At 33.0% G+C, this 15290-nt stretch carries 19 protein-coding genes; 13 read left to right on the forward strand and 6 right to left on the reverse strand.

Annotation, left to right across the window (positions count from 1 at the left end; all coding sequences use genetic code 11):
* Positions 1-10: 10 nt before the first annotated feature.
* Positions 11-676 carry a DUF421 domain-containing protein gene (locus tag ACW0JX_RS08220; RefSeq protein WP_000923922.1) on the reverse strand — a complete coding sequence of 222 codons (666 nt, stop codon included), beginning with the start codon at positions 674-676 and terminating at the stop codon, positions 11-13.
* A 161-nt stretch (positions 677-837) separates the two neighbouring features.
* On the opposite strand from ACW0JX_RS08220, the gene ACW0JX_RS08225 reads away from it, so the two are divergent.
* The 6 genes from ACW0JX_RS08225 to ACW0JX_RS08250 all read left to right on the forward strand — a co-directional run bounded on the left by ACW0JX_RS08225 (position 838) and on the right by ACW0JX_RS08250 (position 4795).
* Positions 838-1416 (forward strand): YdcF family protein, encoded by a 579-nt coding sequence (locus ACW0JX_RS08225; RefSeq protein WP_459245550.1) that lies wholly within the window; start codon positions 838-840, stop codon positions 1414-1416.
* Between the two features lie 148 nt (positions 1417-1564).
* Positions 1565-1882, forward strand: coding sequence for a DUF4870 domain-containing protein (locus tag ACW0JX_RS08230; RefSeq protein ID WP_053564853.1), 318 nt, complete (start codon positions 1565-1567; stop codon positions 1880-1882).
* A 153-nt stretch (positions 1883-2035) separates the two neighbouring features.
* Positions 2036-2770 (forward strand): oxygen-insensitive NADPH nitroreductase, encoded by a 735-nt coding sequence (nfsA, locus tag ACW0JX_RS08235; RefSeq protein WP_459245551.1) that lies wholly within the window; start codon positions 2036-2038, stop codon positions 2768-2770.
* An 87-nt stretch (positions 2771-2857) separates the two neighbouring features.
* Positions 2858-3442 carry a DJ-1/PfpI family protein gene (locus ACW0JX_RS08240; RefSeq protein WP_095691134.1) on the forward strand — a complete coding sequence of 195 codons (585 nt, stop codon included), beginning with the start codon at positions 2858-2860 and terminating at the stop codon, positions 3440-3442.
* 194 nt (positions 3443-3636) lie between these two features.
* Positions 3637-4182: a sigma-70 family RNA polymerase sigma factor gene (locus ACW0JX_RS08245; protein WP_459245552.1), complete on the forward strand. Its 546-nt coding sequence runs from the start codon at positions 3637-3639 to the stop codon at positions 4180-4182.
* Position 4183: 1 nt separating this feature from the next.
* Positions 4184-4795, forward strand: a complete 612-nt coding sequence (locus tag ACW0JX_RS08250; RefSeq protein ID WP_000361356.1) for a flagellar motor switch protein FliG — start codon at positions 4184-4186, stop codon at positions 4793-4795.
* Positions 4796-4874: 79 nt separating this feature from the next.
* Here the strand turns inward: ACW0JX_RS08250 and ACW0JX_RS08255 are convergent, their stop codons facing one another.
* From ACW0JX_RS08255 to ACW0JX_RS08270, 4 genes are all read right to left on the reverse strand, one after another.
* The gene (locus ACW0JX_RS08255; RefSeq protein ID WP_459245553.1) at positions 4875-5600 is read right to left on the reverse strand and encodes a sulfite exporter TauE/SafE family protein; all 726 of its coding nucleotides are present in this window, start codon (positions 5598-5600) and stop codon (positions 4875-4877) included.
* A gap of 221 nt (positions 5601-5821) precedes the next feature.
* A complete protein-coding gene (locus ACW0JX_RS08260) occupies positions 5822-7021 on the reverse strand; it encodes an MFS transporter (RefSeq protein ID WP_459245554.1) in 1200 nt (399 codons plus the stop codon).
* 7 nt (positions 7022-7028) lie between these two features.
* Positions 7029-7496: a VOC family protein gene (locus ACW0JX_RS08265; RefSeq protein ID WP_459245555.1), complete on the reverse strand. Its 468-nt coding sequence runs from the start codon at positions 7494-7496 to the stop codon at positions 7029-7031.
* A 167-nt stretch (positions 7497-7663) separates the two neighbouring features.
* Positions 7664-7783, reverse strand: a complete 120-nt coding sequence (locus ACW0JX_RS08270) for a YjcZ family sporulation protein (RefSeq protein ID WP_000120179.1) — start codon at positions 7781-7783, stop codon at positions 7664-7666.
* A gap of 224 nt (positions 7784-8007) precedes the next feature.
* Here ACW0JX_RS08270 and ACW0JX_RS08275 point away from each other — a divergent pair, with 224 nt between their 5' ends.
* Positions 8008-8226: an aspartyl-phosphate phosphatase Spo0E family protein gene (locus ACW0JX_RS08275; RefSeq protein WP_000291691.1), complete on the forward strand. Its 219-nt coding sequence runs from the start codon at positions 8008-8010 to the stop codon at positions 8224-8226.
* A gap of 53 nt (positions 8227-8279) precedes the next feature.
* The gene (gene hfq / locus ACW0JX_RS08280; protein ID WP_000400665.1) at positions 8280-8468 is read left to right on the forward strand and encodes an RNA chaperone Hfq; all 189 of its coding nucleotides are present in this window, start codon (positions 8280-8282) and stop codon (positions 8466-8468) included.
* Between the two features lie 27 nt (positions 8469-8495).
* Here hfq and ACW0JX_RS08285 read toward each other — a convergent pair whose 3' ends face one another.
* On the reverse strand, positions 8496-9098 hold the full coding sequence (locus tag ACW0JX_RS08285) for an HD domain-containing protein (protein WP_016513063.1): 603 nt from the start codon (positions 9096-9098) through the stop codon (positions 8496-8498).
* A gap of 172 nt (positions 9099-9270) precedes the next feature.
* Here ACW0JX_RS08285 and ACW0JX_RS08290 point away from each other — a divergent pair, with 172 nt between their 5' ends.
* From ACW0JX_RS08290 to ACW0JX_RS08310, 5 genes are all read left to right on the forward strand, one after another.
* Positions 9271-10104, forward strand: a complete 834-nt coding sequence (locus tag ACW0JX_RS08290; RefSeq protein ID WP_000504186.1) for a flagellar motor protein MotP — start codon at positions 9271-9273, stop codon at positions 10102-10104.
* 19 nt (positions 10105-10123) lie between these two features.
* Positions 10124-10801, forward strand: coding sequence for an OmpA family protein (locus ACW0JX_RS08295; RefSeq protein WP_000033627.1), 678 nt, complete (start codon positions 10124-10126; stop codon positions 10799-10801).
* A gap of 150 nt (positions 10802-10951) precedes the next feature.
* A complete protein-coding gene (locus ACW0JX_RS08300) occupies positions 10952-11320 on the forward strand; it encodes a response regulator (RefSeq protein ID WP_000940568.1) in 369 nt (122 codons plus the stop codon).
* Between the two features lie 129 nt (positions 11321-11449).
* Entirely contained in the window at positions 11450-13468 is a 2019-nt protein-coding gene (locus ACW0JX_RS08305) for a chemotaxis protein CheA (RefSeq protein ID WP_069355332.1), read from the forward strand.
* A 173-nt stretch (positions 13469-13641) separates the two neighbouring features.
* Positions 13642-15276, forward strand: a complete 1635-nt coding sequence (locus ACW0JX_RS08310; RefSeq protein WP_043938784.1) for a flagellar motor switch protein — start codon at positions 13642-13644, stop codon at positions 15274-15276.
* The last annotated feature ends 14 nt before the right edge of the window (positions 15277-15290 follow it).

A 15290-nucleotide genomic window follows, 5' to 3' on the forward strand; every position in this document is an offset into this window, starting at 1 on the left:
GGGGATTTTTTTATTCCTTTAAACTAATCGCAAAAGATCCATCCGTTTCTTGAACAGAAGCGAAAGCAACGTTTTTAATATTTGTAATTCCTTTTTCTTTTAATTCTTTATATAACCATTTTTCATCTTTATGGATTAACTTTAAGTTATCGTATTGAATTTGTGAATCGACGATAAGTGCAATTGGTAATCCAGCATACTTAACATCTATGTTTAAATCTTTTGGAGTTAATGGTACAAGTTCTCTTTTTGGTAAAATACTAATAGCTCCGTTCGCTTCTAAAATGGCGTATTCAATTTCATGAACACTCGGATATCCTGCAACGCGAAGATTAGAAAGTAGTTCGGCAATGGGATATCTACTTTTTTGTAAGTTCTCAAAAATAATATCACCATGTTTAATTAAAATGATAGGGTGTCCGAGAATAAAACGATTTAGTTTGTTGAATAGGCTTAATTTTGTAAGGAGTAAATGTAAACATGTAATAACAACCATACCGAGAAATGCTTGTAAAGCACCAGAGACGGGTATGGCCTGGAAAGCTAAATAAGATAAAAAGATTATAGCCCCAAAATCATGAGGAGTTAGTTGTGCTAACGCGGATTTACCGAGTAACTTAAGCGATAGTAAAAATAAGATGAAAAAGAACGACACGTTACATAAAAAGAGAAGCAATAGAGACACTCCTTGGTGTAAAGTTGTACTTACTATTCCCGAAAGTAATATAAATATTACCTTTCAGAGGATAATTTAGGGTTTATTGGAATTTGTCTGTATACAAACAAATAAATGGATATTATCATGAAGGAAGTAAAAGAAAATAGGAGTATATGAGTATGAGAAAGAAGAAAATAATAAAGTGTATTTTAGTTGTTATAATAATTTGCGCCGTATATGCGGGGTTTTTACAATATCACATTTATAAGCATGGACATATGAATGCAAGTGACGATGCTGAGTACATAATTGTACTAGGATCGAAAGTAAATGGAACGAAACCATCTTATTCATTGCAATATCGTATTGATAAAGCAGCTGAATATTTAAAATCACATGAGAAAACAATCGCTATCGTATCTGGAGGACAAGGAAAAGGTGAAGACATTTCAGAAGCATTAGCAATGAAACAAGGACTAATAAAACAAAACATCGCAGAAGACCGTATTATAATGGAGGACAAATCTACGAGTACAGATGAGAATATTACATTCTCAAAAACGTTAATTCCAGCCGATATGAAAAAAGGTATGATCGTAACAAACGATTTTCATATGTTTAGAGCGAAAAAAATAGCGGCCAAACAAGGTTTACAATTAGAAGGTCTTCCGGCAAAAACACCGAAACCAATCATCATTCCATCGAATGTACGAGAATATTTAGCAATTACACAGTATTGGTTTATGAATCGAATATAGTGAAAGTGATTCCGCCTGAAAATTCAGACGGGATTTAATTTGAGGAAAATCTTACAAATATGTCACGTTAGTGAAAGGTAAAGCGATAGTTTCTAGAATGGTTTCCTGACATAATGAAGGTAACAAAAACTATTTAGAGGTGAATCGGATGAAAGGAAATAATATTTTATCTTCGTTATGTTACTTTAGTATCTTTTTTGCACCATTTTTACTACCGATTATCGTGTACTTTGTTGCAGAAGATGAAGTGAAATATCACGCGAAAAAAGCATTTTGGTCACATGTTTTCCCATACGCAATCTTATTTGGAGGACTAGCAGTATCAGGCATGTACAGTTTAGGTTTTAATCAATCTGACGGTGCTGGAATTGGAATGATTATCACATATGCAGTGTTCATTCTTGTAGGAATTTACTATTTCATTTGGAATATCGTAAAAGGTATTAAAGTGTTGAAAACGGCGTAATAAGACAATGAAAAATTTCATTTACCGTATTCATAGACGTTTTAAAAAAAGAGCAATTCAAAAAAAGAATTGCTCTTTTTGTGCTTATAAGTTGTGAATATTAAAAAAGATATGTTAATTTTTCATTATGAAGAGAAAAAAGGAGTGATTTTCATGAATGAGATCATACATAAGATGGAGCAACACGTTTCAGTTCGTAAATATAAAGAAGAATCAATTCCGAAAGATGTAGTAGAAAAAATGGTGCACGCTGCACAGCATGCGGCTTCATCACATTTTGTACAGGCGTATTCTGTCATATATGTAACAAATCAGGAATTAAAGGCTAAATTAGCAGAGTTATCCGGAAATCGCCATGTGAAAGACTGCGCAGCATTCTTTGTTTGTTGTGCAGATTTAAAACGACTTGAAATTGCATGTGAAAAACATGGTACAGAGATAAAGCATGAAGGGGTGGAAGACTTTATCGTTGCGACGGTAGATGCTTCACTTTTTGCGCAAAACTTAGCGTTAGCAGCAGAGTCATTAGGATACGGTATTTGTTATATTGGTGGTATTCGTAATAATCCGAGAGAAGTGAGCGAATTGCTTCATTTACCAGATAAAGTATATCCTGTATTCGGAATGACAGTCGGTGTACCAGATGAAGAACATGGAGTTAAACCACGCTTACCGGTAGCAGCGGTTCTTCATGAAAATGGATATGATGAAAAGAAATATGATGAATTATTAAATGAATATGATGAAACGATGAACTCGTATTACAAAGAAAGATCATCAAACAAGAAAAGCGTAACATGGACGGAATCAATGAGTTCGTTTATGTCTAAAGAAAAAAGAATGCATATGAAAGAGTTTTTAAGTGAAAAAGGATTAAATAAGAAGTGAGTAAAGAGGCAAACCTGTGATGCGGGTTTGCCCTTTTTGGAGGAGAAAAGTGATTGTCTTCGAATAAGTATAGAGGGAGGCGATACTATGAAAAAAGCTTTAATCTTTTTATTTGATGGATTTGCAGAATTTGAAGTGAATATAGCGAGTTTATTTTTGATAAGTAAGGAATTTGAAATCATAACAGCAACTGTAGACGGAAAAACAGTTACAGGAGAAGGTGGGTTTTTGTGTCAACCACATGTCTCTATCGAGCATATTGAAGTAGCGGATTATGAAGTGCTTATCATACCAGGAGGACATATCTTTGACCATTTAGAAAATGAACAATTGTTATCTAGCGTGAACGAATTACATAAGCAGAACAAATGGATAGCGGGTATTTGTGCAGGAACATCTTTACTGCATGCGGCAGGAGTGCTGAATAAGAAGAAATTCTCAACATCATTAACATCAGATGAAAAACACTTAGCACATTTACATGAATGGGAATATAAACAAAATAAAGATGTAACTGTGGATGGGAAAATCATAACAGCGGTAGGGTCTGCGTACGTTGAATTTGCTGCTGAAATAATGAAGCAACTCAATTTATTTAATGAAGTTGAAGCGAAGGAGAACTTGCAATACTTTAAAAATGTAACAGAGCTTTGTGATGAAACGTTAGTATAAATGAATAATTTAATTATTTAATTATTAATACCTAAGTTCAGAATGTAGATACCACTTTCTGAACTTAGGTATTTTATTTGTTATCATATACATAGAAATAAAAGTTAATAAATTTTTACAAAAGTGATAGAAAATGAGAATGAAATACCAATAGTAAGTAAAGGCAGCTGCTAAAGGGGAACTGAGGAAGGAAGATGCATATGATTTTCGATTCTGAAGAGGATTTAATTATAGCTATGAAAAAACATGATCAAGATGCTTTGAAAGAAGTGATTGATCAATATGGAAAATTAATTTTGTACATTATTCATAAATCATTAAGTACCCCTACTGAAAAACAATATGTGGATGATTGTTATAACGATGTATTTACTGTTATTTGGTTTAATATCGACCAATTTGATACAGAAAAGGGAAACTTAAAATCTTGGATGATTGGTATTACTAAATTGAAGGTATTGGAATATAAAAAGAAAGTATATAAAGAGAATAAAATCGATAAGGACGTAGAAATAGATACAAGTGTCCATGATAGGTATGAAATAGAACAAGAAGAAGAGATTATGGAAATTGTTCAAGATTTAAATAAGAAAGATCGGTATATCTTTTTAAAGAGGTATATTGATGGGTATTCCATTGACGATATTGCAAAAGAATTAAAAGTAACGGCAGATTATATATACAATCGAATTTCTCGTGGGAAGAAAAAACTTCAAAAACTGTGGAAAGGGAGTGTGTAATATGGATAAAAGATTATTATCGATGTTAAATGAGCTCCAATATTCAGAGGAAGAAATTACACGTTTAGAGAAAGAAGCAAATGAGTCTATCAATATAGATAAGTATTATGTGAAAAACGGGGAGTTATTGAAGAAATTAACGGTGCAAATGTTGGAAGAATCAGTTCGGAAAGAGTTGCAAGAAGGAGAGGAAATACAATGTGAAATATTAGTGGAAGAAGGAAGTCTTGTAAATTCTAAAGTTATACCTAATATATTAACCACAGGTGCTACATTTTATTATTACATTGTTTTAACTAATACAAGGTTACAAATTATAGCGTTAGATTGTTATTTTAAAAAGTTAAATGAATACAGTGTATTAGTAAACTCAATTCAAGCAGTTTCGCAACATAAAAAAATGAAAAATGTATATGGAATTAAAATAAATAACAATTATATACAATTAGGAAGTAAAGAGTATAATCAAGAATTAACAGTTTTAATTGGAAAGCTAAAACAATGTGGAGTGAAAGAAGAGAGATATAAAGATTTCGAAAAAAGTTGGATGATTTTTTTCAATGTGTTTGTAATAGCGATAGCTGGGCTTCTAGTTTTAAAATATTTAATGTGAAAATAAAAAGCGGCATAATAGCCGCTTTTTATCGTTTGGTTAGTATTTTATTTATGATTTTGTATTTTGAAAAACTTACTTATAATAAATGCAAACTTTCAATAAGAAGATACATACCCGTGCAACTTAAAAGGATGTACGTAAATATTTTGAAAATTCGTTGATTAAGCCGTTTGAAAATAATTTGCCCTATATACAAACCTAGAAATACGATTGGAATAGCGTAAAAACTTGATTCCCAAATTGTTTTGTTTGTGCCAGTAAAGAGTATTTGAGTTAGTAGGCTAATGAAATATATAAATAGATAAAAAGCTAAAGTAGTTGCTCTCAATTTCTCTTTTTTCGTATCAGTTCCTGTAAAGTAAAGTAACAGGGGTGGTCCTGGCATACCGATACTTGTCGTTAAAAGACCGGATAATCCGCCCACTAAGAAATCTCTAGATTTTGTTGATTTAATCTTAAAGTTGCATATTAGCATCAACGTTAATAGTAAAAGCAGGATGCTAATTGCTAATTTAAAAGTGTTGATGTTAATGGAAGTGAAAATGAAAATGCCAAAAGGAACACCAACTATACTTCCAAAAATAAACCTTTTCAGTAGAATAAAATCAACATCCATTCTTATTTTCCAAATGAGTGAAATGGAAATAATTAAAGATAAAATAATGTTTATTTGTATAGCTTCTTGTGGCAGAAATAACATAAGTAAGAAAGGGGTTGCCATTATGGAAAAGCCAAAACCTGTACTTGCTTGCAGAATAGAAGCCACTAATATAATACATACGAAAATGAATGTGATACCCAAAAAAGCCCTCCTATTTAATTCAGTTTAACTAGTTAAAGTCTATTATTTAAGTGCAATATTTCACAAACTTGTTTATATTTTAACATAAATATCTAGTTTTTTCTCAAATAGTGTTGCCATATAAGGCTCTTTAACTAAAAAATCAGACTGCCATTTTTAAACAATTTTATTATTGGGAAACAAATAATGAATGGGATCAAAATTTATTGATTATCATTAAATTATTCACTGAGATCCCCGCGATAAAACAAGAACAGCCATATAAAACTTACAAAAATACAGCATGTAGCTAATAAACTGCCAATCATTTGAGGAGAAAGAATTTCTAACAGCCCTCCTGTAAAAAACATCGATAACTGAATAAGAGATCCGTAAATACAATAATGGAATGAAAAAACTTTACCTATCATATTTTCGTGTGTGTAAGTTTGAAGTAATGTCGTATCAAGTGGAACGATGATTCCTCCTGCTATACGCATACAAAATAAAGTAATGGTACCGATAATAAGTTGATCGGATAGAATGAATCCGAGAAAGAAAATTCCTTGTAATAAGTAGGCCCAACCGAATACTTTTTTCATTTTTTCTTTATTATGGGATATATAAAGATTAACGAGAAGGCTTCCTATCATAAGTCCAGCCCCTTGAACTGTATATAAAATCCCAATGTTCGTATGGAAAATTTTTTCGGCATAGGTCGTTAGAAGTATTTGATAAGCGCCTCCAATAATCCCCCATGAAATGCCGACAAGAATTAATGTTAAAATGATTTTTGTTTGTAATATGTATGTATAACCACCTTTTATATCAGTGAAAAAGGCTTTGTTCTTGTTACAAGTATCATGAGCAGGAATACTCATATTATAAATAAAATAGGCTGAAAGAAAGTATGATAGGCTATTTACTAAAAAAGCGAACTCAATATGTAAAGATTGTGCAATTACTCCGCCCAAAGAAGCCCCCATAATAGACATAAAACCATTAATTGTACTAGAAAGAGAGTTAGCAATTACGAAATGATTTTGGTGTACGATATTTTTTAGGGTTGCTTGTTTAGCCGGTTCAAATAAACAAGCAAGTACAGATAAACATATATTAGCAATGAAAATAATCTCAATTTTATAGCCTGCGAGTAAGTAAGTAAGGACTAGAATTCCCCGTGTAATATCGGTAAAAATCATAATATTCTTTTTAGAGAAACGATCTACAATTCCGCCTATGAATGGACTAAGAAGAAGCTGTGGTAAACTTTTACTTATAAAAGTAAGTGCGATCATAAACGGCGATTCCGTTATGCTGTAGACAAATGTTAATAAAGCTACCGTATGGAACCAATCCCCAAGTACACTTAATGTTTGCCCATAAAATAGTTTATTGAAGTTTTTATTTGTTTTAAGAAGTGTGGAATAAGAAACCGACATAAATAGATTACTCCTTATGTAATGACGATGTTTGAATTTGTTCTTTCCACTCACTTAAATACACTTTTTCCGCTGTAGGAAGTCCAACAGGTAATTGTGCAATCAATTCTAAACTATTTCCATCAGGGTCGTTAAAGTATACGGCTGCATGTGCTAATTCCGGAAAAACAATCGGTTCAATTGGTTCCATTCCAAAGTCTTTTCGTGCTGAAATTCCTTTTTGATTTAGCCAACGAATCGCATTTTCTAAATCATGTAAACTTACTTGAAAGGCGATATGTCGTAAAGAGGGGTGATAATTCACTTTGTATTCTGTGCCTTCCCAAAGGCCGAGCCAACTCTCATTTTCTTTAATCCAAAAGAAAGCAATATTATCTCCTCGTTTATATAATTTTAGCCCTAGTGATTCATAAAAAGGTATTGATACTTTTAAGTTGCGGACAGGTAAATGTGCTTCGTAAAGACATCTAATCATTGTAATCCCCCTTAGTAAAAATGTTTCTTATTCCATAGTAAACAATATGTTGCTAGTTGAAATCGCAAATAAGAGGGATATAAATTCATACGAAAGTATGAAAAAAACAGCTCAAATATGAGCTGTTTTTCTATAGTTTTTAGTTCATTTGTCAAGGATAGGATATATTAATATCCGTATCCGCCGCCACCCCAACAGCTACATCCGATGATGATTAGAAGGATGAATAGTACGATAAGCAAAGCAAATCCACCGCCGAAACCAGCGCAACTTCCACCATAACTCATATGTTTTCCTCCTTTTTAGTAAGTTAATCTATATGGTTCATGGACTACTATATACAGTATGTTTTTTGTATAGAAAACGAGCCAGTCTCATTTATAATTAGACAAATGCCTGTAGATTCATTAGGATTGTATGTTAGTGATTTGTAAATAAACCTTTACATGATTCGTAATTTAGGCATAGAAAAATAAAAATTGTAAAAAAAACCATTTTTTTATGAGAGAATATGTACTATAATTTTACAAGTAATATTATGGGAAAAGGGAGTTTTAGTATAGAGATGGAGATGGGACAATTACAAAATAAAATAGAAAACAAAAAGAAAGAGTTAATTCAACTTGTTGCGAGACACGGATTGGATCATGATAAAGTTTTGTTATTTAGTCGTGATTTAGATATACTAATTAATAAGTTTATGAATATAAAAGACAAAGTGCATAAATAAAAAATTTATAGTTTTTTATATTAAGATGTTTCACAGAAAGGAGAGGACAGTAATTGGAACATTTACAGGAAGAATTGTATAAACAAATAAAAGAAGAAAAAGGTACAGTTACAATTTTCTTAAAGAGTGGCGTTAGAATAGTAGGAGAAGTTGTTGGAGTAGATAAATTTACAGTTTTAATTTTAGTGGATGGAAAACAGCAGCTTATTTATAAGCAGGCTATATCAACAATAATGAAATAAGACACTCTTGTTGAGTGTCTTATTTCATTATTGCTTGCATGCCTCAACATCAATGCCGGCAGCAATTAACTTCTTTTCTCCATCTTGTTCAATAATTTTTTGTAATTTAGATAGGAAAGAATCAAAGTTTGTATGCTTTGCTACTTGGAATGTCATTTTATGTTCAATTGGTAGCCACGTATCAATATCAGCTTCGTTATGCTGGATTTTCACCTCAAGTTTATCGAGTGCATTAGCAACTTTTGCTTCGTACGTTTCTTTTGCTTCAAACTCCATCCATAAGTCATATAATTCCTCACCGAGAGAACCTGTTAACGTTTGTTTAATATTTAAAATAGCTTCTAGTTCATTTTTTTGTTTTTGTAGCTGTAATTCGTGACTATTCATCGTATCAAATGCAGGGATATCACCAGCTTCGGCTTCGACTAGGTCGTGAATAATAACCATCTTAAGTAATTTCTCAATATTTACTTTTTGATCCAAATAAGGTTCAACTAAAATGGCCATTAGAGACATACGCCATGTATGCTCGGCAACACTTTCTTGACGTCCGTTGGAAAGCCAGCTGTGTCGCATTTCATATTTTAATTTTTCTGCTAATGCAATGACTTGTAAAATGTTGTGTTCCATCGTGAGCCTCCTCATGTTTTTATACCATAATTCTAATATAGAAATGAAATGTGTCAATTTCATGAGTATATTGCGATAAACAGATGATAAGCGTATAATACATGTTATATGTGAAAACGTATTATTAAAATAAAAAAATGTTATATGAAAATGGAAAGGAAAGGGCAGAAATATGGGAGAAAAAAATCAAGTGTTAGCTAGACCACAAAGAAGAAAAAGGAAGTTTGATATTTCTAGCCCAGTGGGCATCATAGTAGGTTTCATCATAGTGATAGCGGCGATTATGCTTGGCGGCGGTGGAATAAAAGCTTTCAAAAACTTTTTAGATATTTCATCTATTTTAATTGTCATAGGGGGAACGACAGCGACAATTGTTGTGGCATATCGATTTGGAGAAATAAAAAAATATACGAAAAGTATTTTCACTGTTTTACATAGAAGAGAAGAAGATTTAGAACAGTTAACGGATTTGTTTGTTGATTTTTCGAAAAAGTCTAAAAAGAATGGCTTACTTTCTTTAGAGGTTGATGGAGAGCAAGTAGACAATCCTTTTATTCAAAAAGGAATTCGATTAATGTTAAGCGGTTACGATGAAGATGAATTAAAAGAAGTGTTATTGAAAGATATTGAAACGGAAGTGTATGAGTTAAGAAAAGGAGCAGCATTATTAGATAAAATTGGTGATTTTGCTCCAGCTTGGGGAATGATTGGTACGTTAATCGGTCTTATCATTATGCTCCAAAACTTACAAGATACATCGCAAATTGGTACAGGGATGGCAGTTGCGATGTTAACGACATTATATGGGTCTGTACTTGCGAATATGATTGCAATCCCTCTGTCGGAAAAAGTATACCGTGGTATTGAAGATTTATATACAGAGAAGAAGTTTGTAATAGAAGCAATTTCAGAATTGTATCGCGGACAAATCCCTTCTAAATTAAAGTTGAAACTGGATACATACGTATACGAAACAAAGGTAAAAAAGGTAAAAGGAGCAGCCTAATATTTCAAGGAGTGGTATGATGAGTAAAGGACCGCAAAAGGGATCGCCTCGTTGGATGACGACTTTTACAGATTTAACGATGTTATTATTAACTTTCTTCGTATTACTAGTTGCTACATCAAAGCAAGATGCAGTAAAATTGTCAAAGATGCTTGAAAAGTTTAGTGATACGGGGCAAGTAGATGCAAAAGTAATGGAAAATACAATACCAGATATTTCACATGAAAAAAATGATGAAAAAATGATCTCAAAAAAGAGAATGGATGAATTATATAAGAAGTTGAAAGCGTATGTAGATAATAACGGTATTAGTCAAGTGAATGTATATCGAGAGGATACAGGGGTAAGCGTCGTTATAGTAGATAATTTAATATTTGATACAGGCGATGCGAACGTTAAGCCCGAAGCGAAAGGGATAATAAGTCAATTAGTTGGATTTTTCCAATCCGTACCTAACCCAATTGTTGTAGAGGGACATACAGATAGTAGACCTATTCATAACGAGAAATTCCCTTCTAATTGGGAGTTATCTTCAGCACGAGCGGCAAATATGATTCACCATTTAATTGAAGTGTATAATGTGGATGATAAAAGGCTAGCTGCGGTAGGATATGCAGACACAAAGCCAATTGTACCAAATGATTCACCGCAAAACTGGGAAAAAAACCGTCGCGTTGTTATTTATATAAAAGAGTAGTATATTATTATTTTAATAATAAAATAATAAAAATACGAAAATTCTTTTAAAAAAATATTAAATTTTATCATTTTATTTTGTATAATGAGTGAGAATGATAAGGTGAAATATTAAGATATATTTATACATAGAAGGAGAGAATTAAAAAGAATGGCACATAAAATTTTAGTAGTAGACGATGCGATGTTTATGCGAACGATGATTAAAAACTTATTAAAAAGTAATGCTGAATTTGAAGTTATCGGCGAAGCAGAGAATGGGGTAGAAGCAATTCAAAAATATAAAGAACTTCAACCTGATATTGTAACATTAGATATTACTATGCCAGAAATGGACGGGCTTGAAGCATTAAAAGAAATTATTAAAATTGATTCAAGTGCAAAGGTTGTTATTTGTTCTGCAATGGGACAACAAGGTATGGTATTAGATGCAATTAAGGGCGGGGCAAAAGACTTTATTGTAAAGCCATTCCAAGCGGATCGTGTAATTGAAGCTTTAACAAAAGTAGCAAATAGTTAATATAGAAGGGGTGCCACAAGGAATCAAAACAGTGATAGCGGATCGACGTGTGGCCCCCTTTTTTCTCATTATAAAACACTAAATTGTTATACATAAATGAAATGTTTGTTAGACAGGTAGGGGATAAAAATGCAAACAGATCTATTAAATATATTTTTCGAAGAGTCAGAAGAACATTTACAGTCGCTAAATGAAAATGTGCTAGTGTTAGAGCAAAATCCTGCTGATATGGATGTTGTAGGAGAAATATTCCGCTCCGCTCATACATTCAAAGGTATGTCTGCGAGTATGGAATTTACAGAGATGGCTGATTTAACGCATAAGATGGAAAATGTGTTAGATGAAATTCGTCATGGAAATATAGTTGTAAATGCGGATATTATTGATGTGATTTTTGAGTGCATTGATAATTTGGAGAAGATGGTTGCAGATGTGCAACAAGGTGGAATGGGCAATATTGATGTAGTCTCAACTAAACAGAAATTAGAAGCATTATTGAACGGAAATGTAGAAACTCCTACGGAACATGTAGAGCAAAATCATATAGACAATGATGATGCAGTTTCACATGAAGTGCATATAACAGTTGAACAGCAAGCAATTTTAAAAGCAGTACGTGCCATTATGTGTATTGAAGCATTGCAGAATGTAGGGAATATACAAAAAACAGCTCCGAGTATTGAAGAAATTGAAGCAGATGCTTTCGGATTTGAATTTACAGTATTTATGGATACTGATTGTAGTATAGAAGAATTGAAACAAGTAGTACTTCATGTTTCTGAAATTGAGAAAGTGGAAGTAAAGCAAGGAGAACCTATATCGAGGGAAGTAGCTTCTAAAAAAGTTGTTACACAAGAAGTTGTGCAAGTAGAAGAAATGCTACAACCAGCTGTGGCTACGCAGGTAGAATCACCGATAGTGGCAACGAATCAACCTACAAGTGCTATGCCAGCTAAAAGTACTACAAAAACGAAAAATGCTAAAGTGGAGAATCGTTCAATTCGTGTTCAATTAGAGAAAATCGAAAGATTAATGAATATGTTTGAAGAAAGTGTAATTGAACGGGGGCGCATTGATGAATTGGCTCAAACGATTCAAAACAAGGAGTTAATTGAACATTTAAATCGATTAGGCGATATTTCAAAAGATATTCAAAACGTACTATTAAATATGCGTATGGTGCCGATTGAAACTGTGTTCAATCGTTTCCCACGTATGGTACGTATGTTAGCGAAAGATTTAGGGAAAAAAATCGATTTACAAATTACAGGTGAAGATACTGAAGTAGATAAAATTGTTATTGATGAAATCGGTGATCCACTCGTTCATTTAATTCGAAATGCAATCGATCATGGTGTTGAAACTGTTGAAAAACGACGTGATGCAGGTAAAAATGAGACAGGTACTATTAAATTAGAAGCCTTTCATAGTGGAAATCATGTCGTTATTCAAATTACGGATGATGGAAACGGTATTAATAAAGGGAAAGTATTAGAAAAAGCGATTAAAAATGGCGTTGTAACTGAAGCAGATGCAAATAGATTAACAGATCGTGAAGTGTTTGATCTTATTTTCCAACCAGGATTTAGTACAGCTGAAGTTGTATCAGATCTTTCTGGACGCGGTGTCGGATTAGATGTTGTAAAACATACGATTCATAGTTTAGGTGGACATTTAATCATTGATTCTGAGGAAGGAAAGGGAAGTACATTTAGAATTGAACTTCCGTTAACGTTGTCTATTATTCAATCTATGCTTGTTCAAACGAATGATAAGCGTTATGCTTTACCTCTTGGAAATATCGTTGAAGCAATTCGAATTAAGAGAGAAGACATCCAATCCTTACAAGGAAAAGATGTGTTAAATTATCGTAATCAAATTATTGAAGTGAAACATTTAAGTACTGTATTTGGTGAAAAAACAGTAGATGAGGCGTTTGCGTCATATGATGGTCAAATGGTTCCTGTGTTAATTGTTCGTAATACACATCGCAGCTATGGACTTATTGTAAACACAATTATCGGTCAAAGAGAAATAGTCTTAAAGTCATTAGGTGACTTCTTTGCAGAGAGTTCTAACTATTTCTCTGGTGCGACGATTCTCGGTGATGGACGAGTGGTCCTCATTTTAAACCCAGAAGGTTTATAATAGGAATGAAGGAAAGCTCCCCACTTGTATACAATTGGGGAGCTTTTTGGCTAATCGTTACCAATCTAATAATGGGAATACATACATATTAACGTTTTATATAATAAGTTTGCTAAAATCAAATGAGAGTTTATATTATTTGATAGAAAAACAGAAATGAGGAGGCAGGGAAAATGCCTGAGCAACACACAAAAGGGGATACGAGCACGATTGTGCTAGAAAAAGAAAATGAGCATTTAACGCCTCAAGAATGCGATATTCTTGGCGAAATTGCAAATATATCATTTGGTTCAGCTTCGACTGTATTATCAACGATTTTAAATAGGCAAGTAAGCATTACTGCTCCTCGCATAGAGTTGGTAGATTTATATGATTCAAGAGATGTCGAAGTTCCACATGTTGTATTAAACATTCATTTTACAAAAGGATTAGATATGGAAAACCTTCTTGTTCTTAAACAAGATGTTGCATTGTCCATTGCTGATTTAATGATGATGGGAACAGGTGAAGTGGAGGATGGAAAAGAACTTGGTGAATTAGAACTAAGTGCTGTACAAGAAGCGATGAATCAAATGATGGGATTCGCAGCTACATCTATGTCGGAATTCTTCCAAGATACAGTAGATATGTCTCCGCCGACGATTAATGTTGTAAAGTTATCAGAAGAAATGGAGAAAATCTCTGAAATCGATGGGAATCATACGATTGTTAAAGTGTCGTTTGATTTAAAGATAGATAATCTTGTAAACTCTAAACTTGTACAAATTGTTTCAGTTGAGCATGCGAAACAAATGGTAAATAAATTAATGCAATTATCTGGTGGAGTAGAAGAAAAAGACGAGCCAGCAGAAGTAGTGGAAACTGAGATTGTAGAAGAAGTTGAAAAAGAGCATTTAACACAAGAAGAGAAAGATGTGCTTGGTGAAATTGCAAATATTTCAATTGGTTCCGCTTCAACAGTATTGTCAACGCTTTTAAATCAGCCAGTTACAATTAGTACACCAAATGTGGAAGCAATCAATGTTCGTCATTATGATGGAGTACCAGTGCCATTTGTTATTTTAAATGTTGACTTTGTTGAAGGGCTAAAGAATGAGAATGTATTCGTATTTACGAAAGATGTCGCCTTAACAATGGTAGATTTAATGATGATGGGAACAGGGGAAGTTGATCCGGAAAAAGAGCTTACTGAATTAGAACTGAGCGGTATTAAAGAAATAATGAACCAAATGATGGGTCACGCTGCTACGGCGATGTCAGAAATGTTCCAAGAAAAAATGGACATGACGCCGCCAAATGTTAAATTTGTAACGTTAAAAGAAGAAATGGAGTATTTGGGAGAGTCAATGGAAGTGGACGAACTCGTTCAAATTACGTTCAATCTTGAAATTGGTGATCTGCTTCAATCGAAAATGTATCAAATTTTGCCGATTTCTGAAGCGAAAGAAATGGTAAGGCGACTTCTGTATCCAATGGTGGAAGAAGAGATTGCCACAGAAGAAATTGAAGAAGAAAAAATTGTAGAACCAGTTGTGCAACCTATTGAATTTAAAGAAGTAAAACAAATGGAACCAGTATATATGGACACGTCCATTCTACAAAATGTAGAAATGAACGTGAAATTTGTATTTGGAAGTACAGTAAAAACGATTCAAGATATATTAAGTTTACAAGAAAATGAAGCAGTTGTACTAGATGAGGATATTGATGAACCAATTCGTATTTATGTAAATGATGTATTAGTGGCGTATGGTGAACTTGTAAATGTAGATGGATTTTTCGGAGTAAAAGTGACGAAATCACTATAAGGCATTGAAATAGG

The organism is Bacillus sp. C-3-6 (assembly GCF_054509685.1).

Coding starts and splice junctions, on each gene's coding strand:
- nfsA (WP_459245551.1), top strand. CDS start 2,036: ATGAATGAGATCATACATAAGATGGAGCAACACGTTTCAGTTCGTAAA.
- ACW0JX_RS08285 (WP_016513063.1), bottom strand. CDS start 9,098: ATGGAACACAACATTTTACAAGTCATTGCATTAGCAGAAAAATTAAAA.
- ACW0JX_RS08305 (WP_069355332.1), top strand. CDS start 11,450: ATGCAAACAGATCTATTAAATATATTTTTCGAAGAGTCAGAAGAACAT.
- ACW0JX_RS08260 (WP_459245554.1), bottom strand. CDS start 7,021: ATGTCGGTTTCTTATTCCACACTTCTTAAAACAAATAAAAACTTCAAT.
- ACW0JX_RS08245 (WP_459245552.1), top strand. CDS start 3,637: ATGCATATGATTTTCGATTCTGAAGAGGATTTAATTATAGCTATGAAA.
- ACW0JX_RS08310 (WP_043938784.1), top strand. CDS start 13,642: ATGCCTGAGCAACACACAAAAGGGGATACGAGCACGATTGTGCTAGAA.
- ACW0JX_RS08265 (WP_459245555.1), bottom strand. CDS start 7,496: ATGATTAGATGTCTTTACGAAGCACATTTACCTGTCCGCAACTTAAAA.
- ACW0JX_RS08275 (WP_000291691.1), top strand. CDS start 8,008: ATGTACTATAATTTTACAAGTAATATTATGGGAAAAGGGAGTTTTAGT.
- ACW0JX_RS08295 (WP_000033627.1), top strand. CDS start 10,124: ATGAGTAAAGGACCGCAAAAGGGATCGCCTCGTTGGATGACGACTTTT.
- ACW0JX_RS08250 (WP_000361356.1), top strand. CDS start 4,184: ATGGATAAAAGATTATTATCGATGTTAAATGAGCTCCAATATTCAGAG.
- ACW0JX_RS08290 (WP_000504186.1), top strand. CDS start 9,271: ATGGGAGAAAAAAATCAAGTGTTAGCTAGACCACAAAGAAGAAAAAGG.
- ACW0JX_RS08225 (WP_459245550.1), top strand. CDS start 838: ATGAGAAAGAAGAAAATAATAAAGTGTATTTTAGTTGTTATAATAATT.
- ACW0JX_RS08230 (WP_053564853.1), top strand. CDS start 1,565: ATGAAAGGAAATAATATTTTATCTTCGTTATGTTACTTTAGTATCTTT.
- ACW0JX_RS08240 (WP_095691134.1), top strand. CDS start 2,858: ATGAAAAAAGCTTTAATCTTTTTATTTGATGGATTTGCAGAATTTGAA.
- ACW0JX_RS08300 (WP_000940568.1), top strand. CDS start 10,952: ATGGCACATAAAATTTTAGTAGTAGACGATGCGATGTTTATGCGAACG.
- ACW0JX_RS08270 (WP_000120179.1), bottom strand. CDS start 7,783: ATGAGTTATGGTGGAAGTTGCGCTGGTTTCGGCGGTGGATTTGCTTTG.